Origin of the sequence: Chromobacterium sp. LK1 (genome assembly GCF_001043555.1) — a bacterium.
GTDB classification, from domain to species: domain Bacteria; phylum Pseudomonadota; class Gammaproteobacteria; order Burkholderiales; family Chromobacteriaceae; genus Chromobacterium; species Chromobacterium aquaticum.
On the sequence record NZ_LDUI01000005.1, the window covers coordinates 45,686 to 66,586 of the forward strand.

The 20,901-nt window shown below is 63.0% G+C and carries 15 protein-coding genes; 11 read left to right on the forward strand and 4 right to left on the reverse strand.

From position 1 onward, the window contains the following. Positions 1-104: 104 nt before the first annotated feature. The gene (locus VI26_RS03195; protein ID WP_048408306.1) at positions 105-1,049 is read right to left on the reverse strand and encodes a carbohydrate kinase family protein; all 945 of its coding nucleotides are present in this window, start codon (positions 1,047-1,049) and stop codon (positions 105-107) included. 120 nt (positions 1,050-1,169) lie between these two features. On the opposite strand from VI26_RS03195, the gene VI26_RS03200 reads away from it, so the two are divergent. Beyond that, entirely contained in the window at positions 1,170-1,646 is a 477-nt protein-coding gene (locus tag VI26_RS03200; RefSeq protein WP_048408307.1) for a TlpA disulfide reductase family protein, read from the forward strand. Between the two features lie 45 nt (positions 1,647-1,691). Here the strand turns inward: VI26_RS03200 and VI26_RS03205 are convergent, their stop codons facing one another. Both VI26_RS03205 and secA read right to left on the reverse strand, forming a co-directional pair. Beyond that, positions 1,692-2,216: a DUF2087 domain-containing protein gene (locus tag VI26_RS03205; RefSeq protein ID WP_048408308.1), complete on the reverse strand. Its 525-nt coding sequence runs from the start codon at positions 2,214-2,216 to the stop codon at positions 1,692-1,694. A 246-nt stretch (positions 2,217-2,462) separates the two neighbouring features. Beyond that, positions 2,463-5,174 (reverse strand): preprotein translocase subunit SecA, encoded by a 2,712-nt coding sequence (secA, locus tag VI26_RS03210; protein WP_048408309.1) that lies wholly within the window; start codon positions 5,172-5,174, stop codon positions 2,463-2,465. 430 nt (positions 5,175-5,604) lie between these two features. On the opposite strand from secA, the gene VI26_RS03215 reads away from it, so the two are divergent. From VI26_RS03215 to VI26_RS03235, 5 genes are all read left to right on the forward strand, one after another. After that, the gene (locus VI26_RS03215; protein ID WP_231580948.1) at positions 5,605-7,611 is read left to right on the forward strand and encodes an alkaline phosphatase; all 2,007 of its coding nucleotides are present in this window, start codon (positions 5,605-5,607) and stop codon (positions 7,609-7,611) included. A gap of 354 nt (positions 7,612-7,965) precedes the next feature. Further along, complete coding sequence (locus VI26_RS03220; RefSeq protein ID WP_048408311.1) at positions 7,966-9,705, forward strand: ABC transporter permease subunit; 1,740 nt, start codon at positions 7,966-7,968, stop codon at positions 9,703-9,705. A 10-nt stretch (positions 9,706-9,715) separates the two neighbouring features. Beyond that, positions 9,716-11,029, forward strand: a complete 1,314-nt coding sequence (locus tag VI26_RS03225) for an AAA-associated domain-containing protein (protein WP_048408312.1) — start codon at positions 9,716-9,718, stop codon at positions 11,027-11,029. Positions 11,030-11,140: 111 nt separating this feature from the next. Beyond that, on the forward strand, positions 11,141-11,566 hold the full coding sequence (locus tag VI26_RS03230; protein ID WP_048408313.1) for a DUF721 domain-containing protein: 426 nt from the start codon (positions 11,141-11,143) through the stop codon (positions 11,564-11,566). A gap of 57 nt (positions 11,567-11,623) precedes the next feature. Then, positions 11,624-12,028, forward strand: coding sequence for a hypothetical protein (locus tag VI26_RS03235; RefSeq protein ID WP_048408314.1), 405 nt, complete (start codon positions 11,624-11,626; stop codon positions 12,026-12,028). A gap of 2 nt (positions 12,029-12,030) precedes the next feature. Here VI26_RS03235 and VI26_RS03240 read toward each other — a convergent pair whose 3' ends face one another. Continuing rightward, positions 12,031-13,641 (reverse strand): FMN-binding glutamate synthase family protein, encoded by a 1,611-nt coding sequence (locus tag VI26_RS03240; RefSeq protein ID WP_048408315.1) that lies wholly within the window; start codon positions 13,639-13,641, stop codon positions 12,031-12,033. 236 nt (positions 13,642-13,877) lie between these two features. On the opposite strand from VI26_RS03240, the gene VI26_RS03245 reads away from it, so the two are divergent. The 5 genes from VI26_RS03245 (at position 13,878) to VI26_RS03265 (ending at position 20,715) form a co-directional block, all read left to right on the forward strand. Next, positions 13,878-14,765, forward strand: coding sequence for a phytanoyl-CoA dioxygenase family protein (locus VI26_RS03245; protein ID WP_053074201.1), 888 nt, complete (start codon positions 13,878-13,880; stop codon positions 14,763-14,765). A gap of 72 nt (positions 14,766-14,837) precedes the next feature. Next, the gene (locus VI26_RS03250; RefSeq protein ID WP_048408316.1) at positions 14,838-16,505 is read left to right on the forward strand and encodes an acid phosphatase; all 1,668 of its coding nucleotides are present in this window, start codon (positions 14,838-14,840) and stop codon (positions 16,503-16,505) included. 339 nt (positions 16,506-16,844) lie between these two features. Further along, positions 16,845-17,111, forward strand: a complete 267-nt coding sequence (locus VI26_RS03255) for a phage tail assembly protein (RefSeq protein ID WP_048408317.1) — start codon at positions 16,845-16,847, stop codon at positions 17,109-17,111. A gap of 544 nt (positions 17,112-17,655) precedes the next feature. After that, on the forward strand, positions 17,656-19,878 hold the full coding sequence (locus VI26_RS03260) for a phage tail tape measure protein (RefSeq protein ID WP_197081365.1): 2,223 nt from the start codon (positions 17,656-17,658) through the stop codon (positions 19,876-19,878). 585 nt (positions 19,879-20,463) lie between these two features. Further along, positions 20,464-20,715 (forward strand): hypothetical protein, encoded by a 252-nt coding sequence (locus VI26_RS03265; RefSeq protein WP_048408318.1) that lies wholly within the window; start codon positions 20,464-20,466, stop codon positions 20,713-20,715. Positions 20,716-20,901: the final 186 nt, after the last annotated feature.

Genomic DNA, 20,901 nt, shown 5'->3' on the forward strand with positions numbered 1-20,901 from the left:
GGCGAATTCAAGACTTATTGTGTTTTGACCATTCAAAAAGCAAAGGACGCTCGCGCGTCCTTCCAGTGTCATCCAGCCGCGATCCGGCCATTGCGGCCGCATCATCACAACGGCCAGGGTTCTCCGTAAGCCTGCTGATACAAATCCTTCAGCGAGTCCCAGTCGAAGAAATGGTTCTGGCAGCCCGGCGTGGTCACCTTGATCGCGCCGATCACATTGGCCAGGCGGCCGGTGATCTTCCAGTCCAGGCCGCGGCTGATGCCATAAAGCAGGCCGGCGCGGAAAGCGTCGCCGCAGCCCATCGGATCCACCGGCTTGATCGGCATCTGCACGCGCGGGATCAGGTGCACGGTGTCACCGACGTAGATCTCGGCGCCCTTGGAGCCGCGAGTGACGATCAACGCCTCCACCTTCTTGCTCAGTTCCTCCACCGACAGGCCGGCGCGTTCGCGCATCAGCTCGCTCTCGTAGTCGTTGATCGCCACATAGCTGGCCAGTTCGACGATCTCGTGGATCTCGTCGCGCGACAGCAAGGGCAGTTCCTGACCCGGATCGAAGATAAAGGGAATACCGGCCGCGGCCAGCTCCTTGGAGTGCTGCAGGAAGGCGGTGTAGCCACCAGGCGACAGAATGGCCAGCTCGATGGGGTCCGGAATATCCGCAACGTGATTCTCGGTGGCGAAATCCATGGCCCCGGGATGGAAGGCCATCAATTGATTGCCATCCTTGTCGGCAATGCCGAAGCACTGCGAGGTATACTGCTTGCGGATCAGACGGATGAAGCGGTCATCCACGCCGGCGCGTTTCAGATGTTGGCGATACGGTTCGAAGTCCTCGCCCACCACGCCCATGACGATGGGGGTTTCGCCGAGCAAACACAGGCTGTAGGCGATATTGCCGGCCATGCCGCCAAACTCCCTGCGCATGGTGGGCGCCAGGAAGGTGGTGGAAATCTTGTGCAGCTGATCCGGCAGGATCTGGCTGTCGAACCGGCCGTGAAACGAGAACAGGGTATCGTATGCGAGCGCCCCGCAGACGAGGATAGACATGCCCACTCCGCAAAAAGGTCAATCGACCATTTTAACATGAAACCATTTTGACGCGCTGCCCGCGCTTGGCGCCGCACGTAAATATTCAATCAACATCAAGCACCTACCAGGAATCCATTCATGCTCAAACGCCTGCTCGCCCCCGCGCTGATCGCGCTGCTGCCCTTGACCGCCATGGCCGCGGCCACGCTGGAACAAACCAGCTTCGCCACCCTGCAAGGCGGCAACACCACCCTCGCCGCTTACAAGGGCAAAGTCACGGTGCTGAATTTCTGGGCCACCTGGTGCGGGCCGTGCCGCGAGGAAATGCCGATGCTGAACAGCATGCGCGCCAAGCTGGCGCCCAAGGGCGTGGAAGTGGTGGGCGTGGCGCTGGACAATAAGGAAGAAGTCGGCGCCTTCGTGCGCCAGCTGAAAATCAGCTACCCCATCCTGCTGGGCGACAGCGACACGCTGGGCCTGATGCGCAGCCTGGGCAACGCCACTGGCGGCCTGCCCTACACCCTGGTGCTGGACCGCAAGGGCAAGGTGGCCGCCAAGCTGATCGGCCGCCTGGACGAGAAAAAGCTGGAAGCGGCGATCAAGCCCTATCTGTGACGACAACGCCCGGCCGTGGCCGGGCGTGATTGAGCGCAGCCCGCGCTAGCGGCGCTGCGTCCGGCGCAGGCCCAGCTGTTCGATCAACCCGCCGGCCTCCGCCGGCGCCTCATTCTCGATCAGCCAGTACTGACGGCAATCCGGCGTGCGCCCCAGCAAGCCCTGCTCCACCAGTTCGCGCCGCAGCAGCACGTGATCGCCGAACACCTCCTCCGCGCGCAACAGCGCGTTGACTTCCGGCTCGGACCATTGCCGGCCACGCGGCAAGGCCGCCCACAAGGCCCACAGACACAGCCGCTGCTCGCTGAACTTCTTCGGCCAGCGCGTCAAGCGTCCCTCGGCGTCGTAATGGCGCAACAAGCGCGTGGTTTCGGCCGATGCCTCGGGTGGCGTCGGGCGCTCGCACTCGGCGCGCCAATGCTGGAAGTTCTGGAAACCGGCGGCGCGCGCCAGCATATTGAGGATGCTCAAATGGCTGGGCGGGGCGCTTTCCTGCTGCCACTGCTGTTTGAGCGCGCGCGCCAAGGCGGAGATATCACTGCAATAAAAGGGATAAAGCGTACGAGACATGGTTCGAATCCTGTCGTCGTGCCAAGGTCGGAGGGACTGCCGCGGTCGCCGTTACGGCCTGGCACGGGTTCGAGCCAAGCGGGATGCATCTAGCCAAGACAGGTTTAGCGTGGTGCGGACACCGGCGACGCCTGGGTGAACTGTTGACCCGAGACGATGCTAACACCGCGCCGTTGGCTTGCAAAGCGCATGAGCATGAAAAAAGCCGACGCTCTTGCGTCGGCTTTTGGCCCTGCGGCTACCGAATCACTCCAAACGACCGTGGCACTGCTTGTACTTCTTGCCGCTGCCGCAAGGGCAGGCGTCGTTGCGACCGATACGCAGGCCCTGCGCCGCCAGCGCGTCCGGGGACAGCGGATTGTCCTCGTCCTCGCCCAGCGCCGAACCCGGCGCCGCGTGCTGCATTTCGTACTCGCCCACCTGGTGCGGCTCCACCGCGTCCACGTCTTCCTGGCTGCGGATCTGCACCGTCATCAGCACATTGACCACGCTGCGCTTGATGCGCTCCAGCATGTCGGCGAACAGTTCGAAGGCTTCGCGCTTATATTCCTGCTTCGGATTCTTCTGCGCGTAACCGCGCAGATGAATGCCCTGGCGCAGATGGTCCATCGCCGCCAGGTGTTCGCGCCAGTGGTTGTCCAGCATCTGCAGCACCAGGCTGCGCTCGAATTGGCGCATCACGCCGTCGCCGGCCAGGTCCACCTTGGCCTGATAGGTTTCGGCGGCCTGCTCGATGATGCGCTCGCGGATGGACTCGATGTCCAGCGCCGGTTCCGCCTTCAGCCATTCGCTGACCTTGATCGGCAGCAGGAATTCGGCTTCCAGCGTTTTCTCCAGGCCCGGCAGATCCCACTGCTCTTCCATGGATTCCGGCGGCAGGTGCTGGTCCACCAGGTCGGACAACACGCCTTCGCGCATGTTGACCACCACGTCGGACACATCGCTTTCCACCAGGATTTCATTGCGTTGCTGGTAGATCACCTTGCGCTGATCGTTGGCGACATCGTCGTATTCCAGCAATTGCTTGCGGATGTCGAAGTTACGGCCTTCCACCTTGCGCTGGGCGTTCTCGATGGAGCGCGACACCCACGGGTGCTCGATCGCCTCGCCTTCCGGCATCTTCAGACGGTCCATGATCGCGGCGACGCGGTCAGACGCGAAGATGCGCAGCAGCGGGTCTTCCAGGCACAGGTAGAAACGGGAGGAACCCGGGTCGCCCTGACGGCCGGAACGGCCGCGCAGCTGGTTGTCGATACGGCGCGATTCGTGGCGCTCGGTGCCGACGATGTGCAGGCCGCCGGCGGCCAGCACCTGATCATGCACCACTTGCCAATCGGCGCGAATCTTGTCGATGCGCGCGCGCTTTTCCTCGGCGGACAGGCTGTCGTCGGACTCGACGCCCTTGATTTCCGGTTCCGGGTTGCCGCCCAGCACGATGTCGGTGCCGCGGCCGGCCATATTGGTGGCCACGGTGATCACGCCGGGACTACCGGCCTGCACCACGATGTCGGCTTCGCGCGCGTGTTCCTTGGCGTTCAGCACATTGTGCGGCAGCTTGGCCTTTTGCAGCAGATTGGCGATCAGCTCGGAGTTCTCGATGCTGGTGGTGCCCACCAGCACCGGCTGGCCGCGCTCATGGCAATCCTTGATATCGGCCAGGATGGCATCGTACTTCTCCTTGGCGGAGCGGTAGACCTTGTCCTGTGCGTCCTTGCGGACCATGGGCCGGTTGGTCGGGATCACCACGGTTTCCAGACCGTAGATGCTCTGGAATTCGTAAGCCTCGGTGTCGGCGGTGCCGGTCATGCCGGCCAGCTTGCCGTACAGGCGGAAGTAGTTCTGGAAGGTGATGGACGCCAGCGTCTGGTTCTCGCGGTTGATCTCCACGCCTTCCTTGGCTTCCACCGCCTGGTGCAGGCCTTCCGACCAGCGGCGGCCGGACATCAGGCGGCCGGTGAATTCATCCACGATCACCACTTCGCCGTCCTGCACCACGTAATGCTGGTCCTTGTGGAACAGCGAATGGGCGCGCAGCGCGGCCATCAGGTGGTGCATCAGGGTGATGTTGGTGGCGGAATACAGGCTGTCGCCGTCCTTCAGCAGGCCCAGGCGGGTGAGGATTTCCTCGCTGTGCTCGTGGCCGGCTTCGGACATCATCACCGAGTTGGCTTTCTCGTCCACCCAGTAATCGCCCTCGCCCTCTTCGGTTTCCTGGCGCTTCAGCATCGGCGGCACCGCGTTCATGCGCTGGTACATGTCGATATTGTCGTCAGCCGGGCCGGAGATGATCAGCGGGGTGCGCGCTTCGTCGATCAAGATGGAGTCCACCTCGTCGATCACCGCGTAGGCGAGCTTGCGCTGCACCTTCTCTTCCACGCTGAACACCATATTGTCGCGCAGATAGTCGAAGCCGAATTCGTTGTTGGTGCCGTAGGTGATGTCGCAGGCGTAGGCTTCCTGCTTCTCGTCATGCGGCATCTGAGACAGGTTGACGCCGACGGACAGGCCCAGGAAGTTGTACAGCTTGGCCATGATGCCGGCGTCGCGGCTGGCCAGGTAGTCGTTGACGGTGACGACATGCACGCCGTCGCCGGTCAGCGCGTTCAGGTAGGACGGCAGCGTGGCCACCAGGGTCTTGCCCTCGCCGGTGCGCATCTCGGCGATCTTGCCGTAGTGCAGCACCATGCCGCCGATCAGCTGCACGTCGAAATGGCGCATGCCCAGCACGCGGCGCGAGGCCTCGCGGCATACCGCGAAGGCTTCCGGCAGCAGATCGTCCACCGTCTCGCCCTTGGCCAGACGCTGTTTGAACTCGTCGGTTTTAGCTGCCAAGGCCTCGTCGGACAACGCTTTCAAGCCCTCTTCCAGAGCATTGATACGCACCACCGTCTGGCGGAATTGCTTCAGGAGCCGGTCATTGCGGCTGCCGAATACTTTTTTGAGCAAAGAAGAAATCATGTAATCGAATCCAGAGACCAGCGGGCTGTTTAGATAGGTGTCCGCAAAAATGCCTGAAAGTGTAGCACATTAGCAGTCTTGTTTTATTGGGGCGCGGTTGCGCTGTATCAAGAGGCCGAGCGGAACAAACCCGGCCTTTTTCCGCCGGCGCCGAAGCCGCTCCCCCGCCTGAGCCCCCACCCCGCTCGCCGCGGCCTTGGCCGGCCGCGAATCAAACAAGTGTTGGTTTTAGACTACGATTCGCCGGCAAATTCGAGCAAACACTCAATTAAATTGACACCCGCTGTCATGCCAATTTAATAATCCCCTCAAACAATAGCGCCTTTCCAAACAAGGGCCGTCCACGGCCCGGCTCAACCGCGCAACACGCAGCGCCACCTACAGAGGGGAACAGATGGATCGCAGACAGTTTTTGAAATGGAGCAGCTTTTTGACCGTTTCCACCGCGGCCGGCGCCCTGTCCGCCTGCGGCGGCAGCGGCGGCGCAGCCAGCCAGCCGGGGGGCAAGGACGCGGCCGAGGGCATAGCCGGCAGCGGTTTCGGCCAGGGCGTGGCCTCCGGCGACCCCAAGCCGGACAGCATCATCCTGTGGACCCGCGCCGACGGCGGCAGCGGCGGCCAAAACATCAAGGTCACGCTGCAATTGTCCGACCGCGCCGACTTCTCCACCCTGCTGGTCAATGTCGCGCTCAGCGCCCAGCCCGCCTGGGACTACACCCTCCGCCACAAAGTCACCGGGCTCAACAGCGCCACCACTTACTACTATCGCTTCCTCACCGGCGCGGCGGTCAGCATGACCGGCCGCACCAAGACCGCGCCGGCGGCCGGCACCCCGCTGTCCCAGCTCAAGTTCGCCTTCATTTCCTGTCAGGACTGGAGCGTCAACCACTGGGGCGCCTTCGACGAACTGGCCAACCAGGACCTGGACTTCATCGTCCACCTGGGCGACTACATCTACGAGACCGTCGGCGCCGGCTTCCAGAGCGGCGGCAATGAAAGCCGCCACCCGGCGCTGAGTCTGCCCAATGGCACCAAGCGCGCCGACGGCGCGATCTACGCCACCACGCTGGCGGACTACCGCTCGCTGTACAAGGCCTATCGCGGCGACGCCCGGCTGCAGAAGCTGCATGCCAGCTTCCCGATGATAGCGATCTGGGACGACCACGAGTTTTCCGACGACTGCTGGCAGGACCGCCAGGAATACAGCGCCACCGACGACAGCACGCCGCAAACCGCGCGCCGCCGCAGCGCCAGCCAAGCCTGGTTCGAAAACATGCCGGCCGATGTCCAGCTGGACCTGAACAATCCCTCGTTCCAGAACATCCAGATCTACCGCAGCTTCGTGTTCGGCGACCTGGCCACGCTGGTGATGACCGACGAGCGCCTGTACCGCAGCGATCACATCATTCCGGAAACCCAGACCGGCAGCGAAATCGGCAGCCGCTACTTTGTGCCGCAGGACATCCTGTCCCAGGTCGAAGCCGCCAAGATGACATCCACCGGCGGCAATCTGCTGAGCGTGTCGGTGCTGGGCGAAACCCAGCGCGCCTGGTGGCAGGGCCAGATGAAGTCCGCCACCACCACCTGGAAGCTGTGGGGCAATGAGGTGTCGCTGCTGCGCATGGGCTTTGACGGCACCGTCGCGGTCGCCGCGCTGCTGACCCAGGGCCTGGTGCCGCAATTGGCCGGTTTCGGCCTGACGCTGAGCCAGCCGCAAATCGCCCAATTGCAAGGCGCGCTCTATCTGGACCTGGCCGCCGCCAACACCAGCGGCACCACTCCGGTGGTCAGCTATACCAACACCCAGCCGCTGTTGAGCAGCCTCAGCGGCGGCGCGATCTCCGCCGGCACCTTCAACGCCAACATCAAGCCCGGCCTGGACGCCGGCCTGCCGCCGTCGCTGTTCTTCGACAAATTCATCCTCAACGCCGACCAATGGGACGGCTACAACGCCGAGCGCAAGGCGCTGATGGCCTATCTGAAAGCCCAGTCCATCGGCAATGTGGTGGCGCTCACCGGCGACATCCACGCCTTCTTCGCCGGCCCGGTGATGGACGACTACGACGCCGCCAGCCCCAGCCCGGTGATGGTGGACCTGGTCACCGCCGGCGTGTCCAGCAACTCGCTGTTCAGCTATTTCAAGAACGTGGTGGACACCGTGCCGGCCTTCTCCAAGGCCAAGCCGCTGATCTACACCACGGCCAGCGGCCAGGTGGTCAACACCTTCACCAACACCTTGCAAAGCTTCAACAGCTGGCTCAAATACGTGGACAGCGACGCCCAGGGCTATGCGCTGGTGACCTTGACCCCGGCCAAGCTCAGCTGCGTGTTCCACAAGGTGGGCGCCGTCAGCAACGGCGTCGCGCCCAGCCCGGCCACGCTCAGCGTCAAGACCGTGGAAGTGGCGGCCGGCGCCGCCGCGGTCAACGTGCTGTAAATCCCTTGCCGGCAGCGCCGCCGTCCCGTGTTCCACGGCGCGGCGGCGCCACGCCCAAGCCCTTGATTTGCGTCAGTACAATTCGTCACAAAACACCAACAAATCTGCCGTGCCGGTAACATTCCCGCACTCACAACTCTGCTAGTATCCAGCGCCGACGCCATGCGTACCCATTCCCGATGCATGGCCTTGCCCGCAGTCCACGCCCGATGCCCTTGGCCTATGCTTCAGATGACGGGCATGCCGCTTCCGGCCGCGTGTCCCGCTGCCGCGGCTCCGCCCGAATAAAACAGACTAAAGAACCGCTGACCGCCGCAGGCGGCGCTGTCGGCGGCGCTAAACCGGAGAGGCCAGATGACTACCGTTGTCCGCCATTTCATGCCCGCCACCGCCAAGCGGCTGATTCCCAACCGCTGGGATTTGATCGCGTTTCCGCTATTGCTGGGTTTCCTGTTGATGGCCACCACCGGCATCCGCGAAACCTGGGCGCCGCTGACCGCGCTGCAAACCGTGCCGATCACGCTGGACCCGGCCAATCTGCCGGAATACGCATTGCGCACCACGCTGCGCATGCTGGCCGCGATGGCCGCCGCCCTGGTCTTCACCCTGATCTACGGCACGCTGGCGGCCAAGAGCCGTCGCGCCGGCCTGCTGCTGGTGCCCATCCTGGACATCCTGCAATCGGTGCCGGTGCTCGGCTACATCTCCTTCACCGTCACCTTCTTCCTGGCGCTGTTTCCCGGTCGGGTGCTGGGCGCGGAATTCGCCGCCATCTTCGCCATTTTCACCAGCCAGGCCTGGAACATGACCTTCAGCTTCTACCAATCGCTGCGCACCGTGCCGCGCGATCTGGAAGAAGTCTCGGTCAATCTGCGGCTGACGCCGTGGCAGAAGTTCTGGAAGCTGGAAGTGCCGTTCTCCATGCCCGGCATGATCTGGAACATGATGATGAGCATGTCCGGCGGCTGGTTCTTCGTGGTGGCCTCGGAAGCCATCACCGTCGGCGACAAGACCGTCACCCTGCCCGGCGTCGGCTCCTACCTGGCCATGGCCATTCAGAACAAGAACCTCGCAGCCGTCGGCTGGGTGATCCTGACCATGACCGTGGTCATCATCATCTACGACCAATTCCTGTTCCGCCCGATGGTGGCCTGGGCCGATAAATTCCGCCTGGAAGACACCGCCAGCCAATCGGCGCCGGAATCCTGGGTGCTGAACCTGATCCAGCGCACCCGCGCCATCCAGCAACTGCTCAAGCCCTTCAGCAAACTGCTGCGCGTGCTCGCCCGGCTGCGTCTCGACTACCGGCTGCCGCAAGGCCTGCATTCCGAAGCGCAAACCCCGGTGTCGCGCGGCATCGACGCGGTCTGGTGGCTGCTGGTGGCGGTGCTGGGCCTGCTCGCCAGCTGGAAGCTGGTGACCTTCATCCACAGCGAAGTGGGCGCATCCGAGGTGCTGCGCGTGCTGGGCCTGGGCCTGATCACCCTGCTGCGGGTATCGCTGCTGATCCTGCTGGCCTCCCTGGTCTGGGTGCCCTTGGGCGTTTACATCGGCCTGCGCCCGGCGCTGGCGGAAAAGATCCAGCCGCTGGCGCAATTCCTCGCCGCCTTCCCGGCCAACCTGCTGTTCCCGGTATTCGTGGTCGTCATCGTCCACTTCAAGCTAAGCCCGGACATCTGGCTGTCGCCGCTGATCGTTCTCGGCACCCAGTGGTACATCCTGTTCAACGTGGTGGCCGGCGCCAGCGCCTTCCCCAACGATTTTCGCGAAGCCTCGGCCAATTTCCGCATCCGCGGCTGGCAATGGTGGCGGCAGGTGATGCTGCCCGGCATCTTCCCCTACTATGTCACCGGCGCGATAACGGCATCGGGCGGGGCATGGAACGCCAGCATCGTGTCCGAATACGTGTCCTGGGGCGACGACAAACTGGCCGCCCACGGCCTGGGCGCCTATATCGCCCAGACCACCGCCGCCGGCGACTACCCCAAGATCCTGCTCGGCATCGCGGTGATGTCCTTGTTCGTCGTCCTGTTCAACCGCCTGCTGTGGCGTCCCATGTACGCGATCGCCGAAAACAAACTCCGTCTCAACTAAGGGGGCAACCATGACTCAAGACACCATCACCCCGGGGCGGGAAATTTTCCGGCTGGAAAACGTTTGTCGCGGTTTCAAAAAGGGCAATGACGAAATCCAGGTGCTGGACGACGTCAACCTGACGCTGCGCGAAGGTGAGATCGTCGGCCTGCTCGGCCGCTCCGGCTCCGGCAAATCCACCTTGCTGCGCATCATCGCCGGCCTGATCAAGCAAAGCAGCGGCGACGTCCGCTACCACGACAAGCCCTTGACCGGCCCGGCCGAAGGCGTGGCCATGGTGTTCCAGACTTTCGCGCTGTTCCCGTGGCTGACCGTGCTGCAAAACGTGGAAGCCGGCCTGGAAGCGCTGGGCGTGGAAGCCAAGGAACGCCGCCGCCGCGCGCTGGCCGCCATCGACCTGATCGGCCTGGACGGCTTTGAAAACGCCTATCCGCGCGAGCTGTCCGGCGGCATGCGCCAACGCGTCGGCTTCGCCCGCGGCCTAGTGGTCAATCCGACGCTGCTGTTGATGGACGAGCCCTTCTCCGCGTTGGACGTGCTCACCGCCGAAACGCTGCGCACCGATATGCTGGACCTGTGGAGCCAGGGCCAGCTACCGATCAAGTCGGTGCTCATCGTCACCCACAATATCGAAGAAGCCGTGTTCATGTGCGACCGCATCCTGGTGCTGTCGTCCAACCCCGGCCGCGTGGTGGCGGAGATCAAAGTGCCGTTCCCGCATCGCCGCAACCGGCTGGACCCGGCCTTCCGCAAGATGGTGGACGACATCTACGCGCTGATGACCGCGCGCCGCAGCGCCCACACCCTGCACAAGCTGCCGCTGGAAATCGGCAGTCAGTTGAGCGAGGTCTCCACCAACCTGATGGCCGGCCTGATCGAGGAAGTGGCGCAAGCGCCCTACCACGGCAAGGCCGACATGCCGGAAATCGCGGAAAAACTGCGGTTGGAAGTGGATGAATTATTCCCGGTGGCGGAAATTCTCGAGCATCTGGGCTTCGCCGAACTCAAGGACGGCGACATCCTGCTCACCGCCGCAGGCAAGCTGTTCGCCGACTACGGCACCCAGGAACGCAAGGTGCAGTTCGCCGAGCACTTGCAGCGCCATGTGCCCATGGCCGCCCACATCCGCAAAGTACTGCAGGAACGCCCCGGCCAGCGCGCGCCGCGGCTGCGCTTCGCCCAGGAACTGGAAGACTCATTGTCCGACGAGGCCGCCGAGGAAACGCTGGACACCGTGATCAGTTGGGGACGCTACGCGGAAATCTTCTCCTACAACGACCATACCGAAACCTTCAGTCTGGAAGACGTGGAAGGCGGCCAATAAGGCCTCCGGCCGGGCCCGCGCCCGGCCGGCCCTCCGAAACACACTGGCCTCAGCCTCCCCAAGCGCCCCCGTCAGCGGCTACAATGAACTGTTTTCACTAGACAGCCCGCCATGTCCGGACGCCAATTCAACGACATCGCCAGCAAAGACAGCACCCTGACCCGGCTCACCGCCGAGGCCAAAGAGCTGATGAAGCTGGACCGCGCCTTCCAGAAGCTGCTGCCGCCGCTGCTGGCCGGCACTTGCCGCGCCGTGCGCATCCGCGACGACGAACTGGTGATCTACACCGACACCGGCATCATCGCCGCCCGCCTGCGCATGCTCGCGCCCGGCCTATTGCCGCAGTTGGCCAAGCAAGGCTTCATCGCCGGCAAGACCCGGGTCAAGGTGGACGTGCGCCTGGCGCGCAAGCCACGCGAGAAGAAACTGAAAATCAGCCAAAACGCGCTGGACGGCATGGAAGAAGCCGCCTCCAGCGTCAGCAACCCGCTGGTCAGCGCCGCGCTGGCCAAGCTGATCGCCCACCACCGCGAATAAAAACCGCCTGTGCCAGCCGTCTTGCCGGCCCCGGTCAAACCGGCTTAAAGTCGCGGCATGAAACAAAACATCATCATATTGCTCGCCGGTCTGGCCGCCGGCTTCGCCCAAGCCGCCCCGGCCGAACAACCGACGCCGGCCGAGGCGGAAGCCGCCTTCAAGGCCCAGACGCTCGCCGATCTCGACGCCAAGCCGGAATCCACCCACACCCTGCTGATGCGCTCCATGGTGGAATCCATGCTCAAGGACCTGCGCGTCACCGCGGTGGACGACTGCCAGGCCGACGAAGAAAACGCGACCCTGGACTGCGAAGTCCGCTATCAAGGCCGCAAACTCACCGGCAAGCCGGTGGAGCGCGAGCAACGGATGCGCTTCAGCCGCCAAGACGGTCAATGGCGCATCCTGCCGCCGCCCAAGGACGCGGACGACGAAGAAAGCGGCACCGCGCCCTCCCCGCAATAGGCTCAGACCAGCTGGGCCTCGAAGCTGTCCGCCCGCGCCATCTGCCACATGCGGCCATAAAACGCCGCCTTGATCTCAGGCTCCAGCAACTCGCCCGGCTTGAGGAAAACGTGCAGCTGTGAAAACAGGCGGATCTCGGTATCGCTGACGCGGCGCACCAAGTGGTGCGGCCGCAGCTGAGACGGATGCTCCAGCCCGGCCGAGGCCAGCATCTCCGCCAGCGCCTTCATGGTGTTGCGATGGAAATGGAACACCCGGTCCGCCTTGTCCGGCACCACCAGCGCGCGCTGGCGCAGCTTGTCCTGCGTCGCCACCCCGGTGGGGCAGCGGTTGGTATGGCAGCTCTGGCTCTGGATGCAGCCGATGGCGAACATGAAACCGCGCGCGGAATTGGCCCAGTCCGCGCCTATCGCCAACACGCTGGCGATATCGAAAGCGCTGACCAGCTTGCCGCTGGCGCCGATCTTGATCTTGTCGCGCAGATTCAGGCCCACCAGCACATTGTGGACAAACAGCAAGCCCTCGCGCAGCGGCACGCCGATGTGGTCGGTGAATTCCAGCGGCGCCGCGCCGGTGCCGCCCTCCTTGCCGTCCACCACGATGAAATCCGGCAGAATCCCCGTTTCCAGCATCGCCTTGGCGATGCTCATGAACTCCCACGGATGGCCCAGGCAAAACTTGAAGCCCACCGGCTTGCCGCCGGACAGCTCGCGCAGCCGCGCGATGAAGGCCATCATCTCCAGCGGCGTGGAAAACGCGCTGTGGCGCGACGGCGACACGCAATCCTGCCCCAGCGGCACACCGCGGGTGGCGGCGATTTCCGGCGTCACCTTGTGCTTGGGCAGAATGCCGCCATGGCCAGGCTTGGCGCCCTGGCTCAGCTTAATCTCGATCATTTTCACCTGCGGATTACGCGCCTGCTCGGCGAAGCGCTCCGCGTCGAAACCGCCGGCCGCGTCGCGGCAGCCGAAATAACCGCTGCCCAGCTCCCACACCAGCGCGCCGCCATGCTCCAAGTGGTAAGGACTGATGCTGCCCTCGCCGGTGTCGTGATAGAAATCGCCGCGCTGCGCGCCCTGGTTCAAGGCGCGGATGGCATTGGCGCTGAGCGCGCCGAAACTCATTGCCGACACATTGAACAGGGACGCCGAATACGGCTGCGCGCATTGCGGGCCGCCGATCTCCACGCGGAAACCGGCCGGATCGCTCAGCGGCGCCGGCCGCATCGAATGGCTGATGAACTCGAAACCCGGCTGGTACACATCGATCAAGGTGCCGAACGGCTTGTCCGCGCCCTCGTTCTTGGCCCGCGCATACACCAGCGAACGCTGCGCGCGCGAAAACGGCAACTGCTCACGGTCGGACTCCAGCAGATATTGGCGGATTTCCGGACGGATGCTTTCCACCAGGTAACGGATATTGCCCAGGATCGGGTAGTTGCGCCGCACCGCGTGACGGGTTTGCAGCAGATCGAACACCCCCAGCAGCGTCAGCGCGGCGGCAGCCAGCGTGAACGGCCACAGCCACTCGTAATGAACGAAGGGCAGGCTGAACAGGGTAAACAACAGACAACAGGAGAAAAAAGCGTAACGGCTCAACAGGGACACACTCATGCGGACTCCTCAGCGGCGAATGGCGGCAAGGGCTCAGGGTAAGGTCGAAAACCCGCCGCGCACAAGCCGCGGCGAACGCCATTCACATTAATAAATACATTCACTATATAGATAGTCAATGACCTAACCTAAAGGCCGGCTCCGCAGACATGGCGAATGTCCGGAATATAACATCCCACCACAGCACAGCGCCGCGCACCGCGTCGGCGACTCGACAATGCGATGGAACCCAACACATGCCCAGCCTGCAACACTTCCGACCGGACACCGCGCCGGCAACCCTGATCGCCGCGCTAGAACAAGACGGCGGCATCGTGATCGAGCACTTGTTGACCCCGGAAGGCCTGGCCCAGTTCCGAGCCCAGCTGCACCCCCTGCTGGACCGCACCGCCCCCTGTCAGGGTGATTTCTACGGCCATGTCACCCGCCGGCTCAGCGGCCTGATCGAACGCGTGCCCGCCACCCGCGAGCTCGCCATTCATCCCTTGATCCTGCAAGTGATGGACGCCTTCCTGCTGCGCGGCTGCCGCGAATACCAGCTCAACCTGACCCAGGCCATCAGCATCGGACCCGGCGAGCCGCGCCAATTCCTGCACAGCGATGATCTGATGTTCCCCGGCACCGCGCCTGGATCGGAAAAAATGATCAACTGCATGTACGCGCTGGACGACTTCACCGAACAGAACGGCGCCACCTGCGTCGTGCCCGGCAGCCACCGCTGGCCGGAGCCGCGAGACCCCAGGCCGGAAGAAGTCATTAGCGCCGCCATGCCCGCCGGCTCGGTGCTGATCTATCTGGGTTCGCTGGTCCACGGCGGCGGCGCCAACCACAGCGCCCAAGCGCGTACCGGCGTGGTCATCAGCTACAACCTGGGCTGGCTGCGCCAGGCGGAAAACCAATACCTCGCCGTTTCCCGCGAACTGGCCCGCACGCTGCCGCCGCGGTTGCAACGGCTGCTGGGCTACTTCGTCCACGCGCCCAACCTTGGCAGCCTGGACGGCCGCGACCCGATAGAACTGCTGCGCGAGGCGCCGCCGGCGGACACCCTGTTCCGCGAATTCCTTCCGGAAGAAGTGCTGCAGCCGCTGGCGGAAGCCCGCGCCGCCGCGCTGCGCGCCAACTAAACACCGACATCCCGCCGCAACACGGCGGCGGGATGATGAACCACACCGCACGCCCCCAGACAAGGACGCATCATGACCGCCGCCGATGAACAGGACAGCTCGTTGCCAGCCGAAACGGACGCCCCGCAAGACCCCTCCCGCCGCCGCCTGTTCGAAGGCCTGGCCGCCATCGGCGCCAGTTGCGCCTTGCCCGCCGCCGCCGCGCCAACAGCCAGCAAGCACCCGCGCCACGGCCAGCTGGACGCGCTGCTCAAGGCCAATATCAAGAACGTGGTGGTGATCTACCTGGAAAACCGCAGCTTCAACAACCTCTACGGCAACTTTCCCGGCGTGGCCCAGCCGCTGAGCGCGGTCAAGCCGGAACAGGCGCTGCAACGCGACCGCGACGGTCAGCCGCTGTCCGGCCTGCCCAAGATCTGGGGCGGCCTGGTGCCCACCGGCCAGACCGTGGCCGGCAAGCGCTACTTCATCGAAGAAAAAGACATCCACGGCCTGCCCAACGCGCCCTTCCCGCTGAAGGACGCCGAAGGCCAGCCGCTGCCGGAAGCGGTGATCACCCGTGATCTCTGCCATCTGTTCTATCACAACCAGATGCAGATCAACGATGGCCGCAACGACCAGTTCGTCGCCTGGGCCGATTCCGGCGCGCTGGTGATGGGCCACTACCCGGACACCGCGCGCACACTCAACCAATGGCAGATCGCCCGCCGTTTCACCCTGTGCGACAACTTTTTCATGGCGGCCTTCGGCGGCTCCTATCTCAACCACCAGTTCCTGATCTCCGCGCGCACTCCGGAATACTTCAACGCCGCCCAGACCCCGGCCAAGAAGAAAATCGCCGTGCTGGCCGACGGACCCACCGGCCACCAATTGGCGCTGGCCCCCCAATCCCCGGCCTCGGCGCTGGACGGCCCGCCCAAATTCGTCAACAGCGGCGCCATCACCCCGGACGGCTACGCGGTCAACACCATGGCCCCGCCCTACCAGCCCAGCTTTGTACGGCCGGCGGAAGGCGGCGACAAGCGCTACGCCGACCCGCAAGACCCCAGCACCCTGCCGCCGCAAAACTACCGCACCATAGGCGACCTCCTGTCCGAGAAGCACATAGACTGGGCCTGGTACGGCGGCAGCTGGCAGGCGGCGCTGGACGGCAAGGGCGGCGGCGACGCGCCCAACTTCCAATATCATCACCAGCCCTTCAACTACTTCCGCCAGTTCGCGCCCGGCAGCGCCGCCCGCGAGCGCCATCTGCTGGACGGCGGCCTGGGCGACAGCCCGATCTCCAACCGCTTCATCGCCGACGCCGTGGCCGGCAAGCTGCCCGCAGTGGCCTTCTACAAGCCGCAGGGCAATCTGAACATGCACGCCGGTTATTCCGACGTGGAATCCGGCGATCGTCATGTGGCCAATGTGTTGCAGCATTTGATGAGCGGCCCGCAGTGGAAGCATATGCTGGTGGTGATCACTCACGATGAGAACGGCGGCTGGTGGGACCATGTGGCGCCGCCGCCGGGGGACCGCTGGGGGCCGGGTTCGCGGATTCCGGCCATCATCGCCTCGCCGTTCGCCAAGCGCGGACATGTGGATCACACCTTTTACGACACCACGTCCATCATCCGCTTCATCAGCCGGCTGCATGATTTGCCGGAGCTGGAGGGGGTGAGCGCGCGCAATGCGGCCTTCCGCGCGCGCGGCGCGCAGCCGCCGGGGGATTTGACCGGGGCTTTGGCATTTGCGTGAGGGGGGTCGTTGCATCCGCTTTGCGGATGATAATTTGGGTGCCGCTTTCCGCGCTGACCGAGCGAGGCAAGTGCAGCGTCGCGAGGGCTGAGGGGAAGTGAGATAAATACAGGGGCGTGTGCGTGATAAATGCGGGATGAAGCGGGAAGGACGTGGATCGCGCGGGATGGCTCCTGCAAATGTGTTGCAGCATTTGGAATTGTGGCCGCGACGCGCCGGCCTCCGCCCGTTGGTCCCATTTTCGGCGACGAATGCCCCGTCACTTTTAGTAATGCTCTTTCACAGTAGCCGGCCCCTATGCGCCAGATACTGGCTCCGTCATCAACCAAGGAGCCAATCATGTCCAAGTATACCCTCAAGTACCCGTTCACCAGCGCCACCGGGCTGCGCGTCGAATCCATCGAGATGCGCCGCCTCCTGCGCAAAGACCTCAAGGCCGCCTACCAATTCAGCAAGAACGACGTGGAGCAGGAAGACTTCCTGCTGGCCCAGTTGTCCGGCCTGACCGTGGAAGACATCGACCAACTCGATATCGCCGACTCGAAGGCGCTGACCGACTTTTTTCGTCGCATGGCTGAAGGAAGCCCCGAACCTGCGGAAGGTTGACGAGGCCCTGCTGTACTGGCTCCGGATGCAGCCGTCCGAAATCGACGCGCTGGAGATGGAAGAGTACATGCAATGGGCCGATATGGCGGTTCAGATTTGGCGAGCGCGCACCTCCGAGCACACCTAAGTCTACCCCGACCACACTTCCACCCATGCCGCCACCGGACTCCGCTGGCGGCATTTTTCGTTACAGGTGATCACCATGGATAAAAACCTCGCCGTTTCCGTCACCATTGGCGCGCGGGCCGGGACCGCACTGGCGGCCTTTGGCAACATCAAGCAAAGCTTGGCCGGCTTGGGCCAGGCCACCAGTCTGCTCAAGAACAAGCAAACCGAGTTGGGCAACGCCATTCAGCGCCACATGGGCACACTGGCCCCCAAGACCTTGGCCACGATGAACCGTGAGTATGTGAGGCTGGGCCAAACCATTGACCAATTGCAGAGCAAGCAAGCGCGGCTGAACCGGCTGCAAGCCCAGGGCGAGACACTGCGCAACACGCGTGCCGATCTGCGCAGTCAGGCCATGGAAACCATTGGCACATCGGTGGCGCTGGCGGTGCCGGTGGTGCAATCGGTCCGGCTGGCTGCCGGCTACCAGGACGCGATTAAAGACGTGGCCATTACCGGCGACATGACGCCCAAGGAGGAGGCCAAGCTTGGCCAGACCGTGCGCGATGCGGCGATGCGCTTCAATCAAATGCAATCTGAAGTCGCCAAAGGCGTCGGCATTTTGATTGCGGAAGGCATGAGTCCGGATAAAGCGAAAGACCAGGTGGGCTTGCTGGCCAAATTCACCACGGCCACCCGCGCCTCCATGGAAGACGCCGCCAGGATGAATGTGGCGTTCGACCAATTGGGCGTCAAAGACAAAGAGTTGGCATTCAATCAAGCCACCAAAGGAGGGAAACAAGGCTCGTTCGAAGTCAAAGACATGGCGCGCTGGTTTCCGGAACTGGGCGGCCAATTAAAATCCCTGGGCGTGGTGGGCAATGAAGCCGTGGTCAATATGGCCAGCCGCTTACAGATTGCGCGGCGAACCGCCGGCAGTAATGACGAGGCCGCGAATAACTTTAAAAACTTTCTCGCCAAATTGACCTCGCCCGATACACAGCAGGATTTCGCAAAGATTGGCGTCAACCTTCAAGGCAGCTTAATCAACATTGCTAAACAAGGGTTCGACCCGGTGGAAGGCGCGGTCGGCATTATCATGGAAAAAATGCGCACCGCCTCGCCGCAAGCGGCGGCGGAGTTGGAAAAACTATCGGCTGAACTGTCCTCTATAAAAGACCCAGCGGAGCGCGCCGCAGAAATGGAACGGCGACGCACCATGATTGAGGCGCTGGGCAATCGGGCCGGGCTTAGCAGCATGTTCCAGGACATGCAGGCTATGAGCTATTTGCTGGCGGAGGTACAGAACCGGGGCGACCTCAAAAAAATCCGCGAGGAAGTCCAAACCGGCAAAGGCAAAAGCGGTAAATCGCAGATTGACGAAGATTTTGAAAAGCGCATGACCGGAGCCACCGAGCAATTCAAAAAATTCAAGATCGGCATGGTGGATATTGGCATTACCTTGGGGGACGCATTGCTGCCCTCAATCAACGCGCTGACCCAGGAAATGATACCCGTGGTGAAATCCTTTGGTGACTGGGTCAAAGCTAATCCAGATTTGGTCAAGGGCGCAATTGGCCTGGCGGGCGGTTTGCTGGCCAGCAAGTTGGGCTTCATCGGCCTGAAATATGCGCTCAACCTGGCGCTGACGCCGTTCCATGCCGTGGCCACCGCCTGCACCGTGCTAAGCAGCCGCTTTACCATCGTTCGCGCCTTGCTGGCCGGCGGCGTGCCACGCTTGCCGCTGCTGCTGCAATTCTTTGGCATGAGCGCACAACGGGCGGGCCAACTGGCTTCCATGCTGGGCAAGCTGGGCAGCGGCATGGGCTGGTTGAGCGCCAAGGCCATGGCATTGGGGCGAGCGCTGGGCAGCGGTTTGATGCGTGGCGGGCTGATGGTGGGCCGTACCTTGCTATGGCTGGGCCGCGCCTTGCTGATGAATCCGATCGGCCTGCTGATTACCGGCATCGCCATCGGCGCCTACCTGATCTACCGCCATTGGGACAAGATCAAGCCGTGGTTTCAAGGGCTGTGGGCCGGCGTCAAAGCCGCCTTCGCTGGCGGTATCGGCGGCGTGGCCAAGCTAATCCTGAACTGGTCGCCGCTGGGGCTGTTTTACAAGGCGTTTGCCGGGGTAATGAAGTGGTTCGGCGTCAGCCTGCCCAAGAACTTCACCGACTTTGGCGGCATGTTGATCGGCGGCCTGGTCAACGGCATCAAGGCCAAGATCGGAGCGGCCAAGGAGGCCATCGTCGGCTTTGGCCAGGGTGTGAAGGGCTGGTTCGCCAATACCTTGGGCATCAAGTCGCCGTCGCGCGTGTTCATGGGCTTTGGCGACAACATCGCCCAGGGTGCGGCGCTGGGCATCAGCCGCAGCACGGCCCAGGCCAGCAAGGCGGCTGGTCACATGGCGCAAGCCACCTTGAAGGCGGCCAGCCAAGCCAGCGCACCGGCCAGTATGGTCAACCGCGCCCAGTCCGGAGCCGGCCCCATGAGCGGTGGCGGCGTGGTGGTACATCTGACCCAGACCTTCAACCTGGAGGGCGGCGGCAAGGAACTCAAAAGCCAGATTCAACAGGCCACACAACTCACCGTCCATGAGTTGGAAAAGCTGATGGAACGGGTTGTAGCAAACCAAAGGCGACGCGGCTACGCTTGACCTGTCTAGCCAGAAAGGAACGGCCGCCATTGGGCGGCCTTTTTGTTTTGGCGTGTGGTGTAAAGAGGCTGGATAAACGTGCGAACAGTTCGCGGTTTTAGAACCTGCCAAAACTGGTAACGGTTACCAGTTTAACTGCAAGAAAAGTGCTGACGGTCAGGAGTTTTAGCGACGGCCAAAACTGGTAACGGTTACCAGTTTTCCTGCACGGTGCGGAGTTTTGCCAAAACGGTTTGAGGCTTGCCTCCTGAGGAAAAGTCCTGACGGTCAGGCGTTTTGGCGGCGGTCAAACTGGTAACGGTTACCAGTTTTCCTGCACGGTGCGGAGTTTTGCCAAAACGGTTTGAGGCTTGCCTCCTGAGGAAAAGTCCTGACGGTCAGGAGTTTTAGCGACGGTCACCAGCTTAACCGCAAGCCCTGACAAAATGTCGCGACGTCACAACATTTCAAGCTTCCAAACCCCGCCCACACTTGGAATAGCCTCTCGCTGGCAGCCTCCAAACAAATACCCGATTTGCATCTAGGCGGCGTCGTGGCTAAGGCCTAGGCTGGAAAGCGTCGAAACCCGCCAAGGAGGCACGAAAAATGACCCCGATGCATGCACGTATCCAAACCCTGGAAGCCCAAATTAACGCAATGTCCCGCGCCTGGTTGTATCTGGCCGCCGCCGTGGAGAAGGATGTGGGCATTTCGCTGGAGCGGATGGAGCAGCGTTTGCAGGCGACACGCTGGCCACGGCATCCGGAGATTGACCAAGAGGCCCGCGCTACCCTGCGCTGGCTGTGCGGCGAACTGTCTCACGCTCGGCAGGCAAGATCAGCGCACAGTGATGTCTAGGCCGAGAAACCCACTTGGCCCCTATAAATGCGCGCCATCGTGCTAAGACGGCTCTGGGCGGGCGATGTCCCGTCCAAGTAGCCAAGACCACTTTATAAAGCGCTGTAAAGGGATGCAAAGGGCAGTGGGGATGAAGGTTGTCACCAGACAAGTCGGCCGAAGTGCGGGAGACGCGGCAAATGTTTC

What these genes read in the sequence shown, in the direction of transcription:
- VI26_RS03265 (WP_048408318.1), top strand. Translation starts at nt 20,464, where the DNA reads ATGACCCCGATGCATGCACGTATCCAAACCCTGGAAGCCCAAATTAAC.
- VI26_RS03195 (WP_048408306.1), bottom strand. Translation starts at nt 1,049, where the DNA reads ATGTCTATCCTCGTCTGCGGGGCGCTCGCATACGATACCCTGTTCTCG.
- VI26_RS03225 (WP_048408312.1), top strand. Translation starts at nt 9,716, where the DNA reads ATGACTCAAGACACCATCACCCCGGGGCGGGAAATTTTCCGGCTGGAA.
- VI26_RS03255 (WP_048408317.1), top strand. Translation starts at nt 16,845, where the DNA reads ATGTCCAAGTATACCCTCAAGTACCCGTTCACCAGCGCCACCGGGCTG.
- VI26_RS03235 (WP_048408314.1), top strand. Translation starts at nt 11,624, where the DNA reads ATGAAACAAAACATCATCATATTGCTCGCCGGTCTGGCCGCCGGCTTC.
- VI26_RS03220 (WP_048408311.1), top strand. Translation starts at nt 7,966, where the DNA reads ATGACTACCGTTGTCCGCCATTTCATGCCCGCCACCGCCAAGCGGCTG.
- VI26_RS03250 (WP_048408316.1), top strand. Translation starts at nt 14,838, where the DNA reads ATGACCGCCGCCGATGAACAGGACAGCTCGTTGCCAGCCGAAACGGAC.
- VI26_RS03230 (WP_048408313.1), top strand. Translation starts at nt 11,141, where the DNA reads ATGTCCGGACGCCAATTCAACGACATCGCCAGCAAAGACAGCACCCTG.
- secA (WP_048408309.1), bottom strand. Translation starts at nt 5,174, where the DNA reads ATGATTTCTTCTTTGCTCAAAAAAGTATTCGGCAGCCGCAATGACCGG.
- VI26_RS03205 (WP_048408308.1), bottom strand. Translation starts at nt 2,216, where the DNA reads ATGTCTCGTACGCTTTATCCCTTTTATTGCAGTGATATCTCCGCCTTG.
- VI26_RS03200 (WP_048408307.1), top strand. Translation starts at nt 1,170, where the DNA reads ATGCTCAAACGCCTGCTCGCCCCCGCGCTGATCGCGCTGCTGCCCTTG.
- VI26_RS03245 (WP_053074201.1), top strand. Translation starts at nt 13,878, where the DNA reads ATGCCCAGCCTGCAACACTTCCGACCGGACACCGCGCCGGCAACCCTG.
- VI26_RS03240 (WP_048408315.1), bottom strand. Translation starts at nt 13,641, where the DNA reads ATGAGTGTGTCCCTGTTGAGCCGTTACGCTTTTTTCTCCTGTTGTCTG.